Origin of the sequence: Ideonella sp. B508-1, assembly GCF_000333615.1 — a bacterium.
Lineage (GTDB): Bacteria > Pseudomonadota > Gammaproteobacteria > Burkholderiales > Burkholderiaceae_C > Ideonella.
In genome coordinates this window covers 1-1,053 of the sequence record NZ_BADL01000055.1, presented here as the reverse complement: position 1 = coordinate 1,053, position 1,053 = coordinate 1, and the positions used below count along the sequence as shown (strand labels likewise).

At 51.9% G+C, this 1,053-nt stretch carries 1 protein-coding gene; it reads right to left on the bottom strand.

The genetic code is table 11. The annotated features are described in order from the left end of the window. Positions 1-10 precede the first annotated feature (10 nt). On the bottom strand, positions 11-1,053 hold a 1,043-nt coding region (locus I73_RS31305), incomplete at its 5' end, for an O-antigen ligase (protein WP_148289659.1).

The window sequence follows — 1,053 nt, the reverse complement described above, 5'->3', positions numbered from 1 at the left end:
ATGCGAATAGTTAGCAGCACATCCTGTAGCCAGCCAATAAGGGGACGTGAGGGTCATATTCCTCTGGGGCTCCAGCAATTCTTGCGGCGCGCACTCGTGCCGCCATTAGGTTGGTCTCTAATCTTTGGTATTCTATGAATATCTCGGATAGAAGACCTATAAGCGCCAAAGACAAAACGATGGGGATGGCTCGGGGAAGCTGAAAAACGGCCTTTACCTCTCCTTCTGCACTTAATACGCCCATCAAGACGGATGCAGGAAGAAGAAAATAGGCCAACATGTGGGGTAGCTCGAGCATTGTGTGTAATTGAAGCGTTGCTACTGCAGCCAGGCAGAGAACTGCTTCAGGTGACCTTTGATGACGGAGATGCCAAATCCACCATGTGGTGAAGGCGGCTGTCATCAGCAGGGAAAAAGGAACTCCTCCCCAAATGGCCCAGTCCAATATCAAGTTGTGTGCGTTTCCTACAAGGCCATGCATTGGGTATTGAGTGGACAGCGAAACGTGAGCAACCGTCACTTGATTCCAGCCATAGCCAATCCAAGGACGCTGTGCTATGGCTGACCATGCCATTCTTAAAATGGTAAGTCTTTCGGCAGGCGAATCAAAGTTGGCTAATTCGCGACCCGCATCCATGTCCAGCAGATGAGATAAGGGGTCCACTCCCCACAGGGTGAGCATGAACCAGACGGCCAATCCGCCCCAGGCCCTCGATTGCCGGCCGATGCTTAGCTGCCTCCTGAATATAACAGCGAAGATGCCAAGAAGTATCACTTCTAGCACGGCTGTCCGTGAGCGTGTGAGTGTTACGCCGGAGAGGAGGAAAGCTGCTGTCAAGAAGGCCGTGGTGCCGCCAATGAACTTGCGATGAAGGGCCCACCAGATGCCGATCAAACCCCATACTAATAAGGATCCGAGAATATTGGGTTGGCCGATGTTAGCCAATACTCGGTCTGTCATGGGGGCATTTAATCCCCCTAGATCACTCAACATCAGCCACTGTGACAGTGCTAAGCCTGTTGAAACGATCGCTGCAAGGGTAAAGCTGGCAA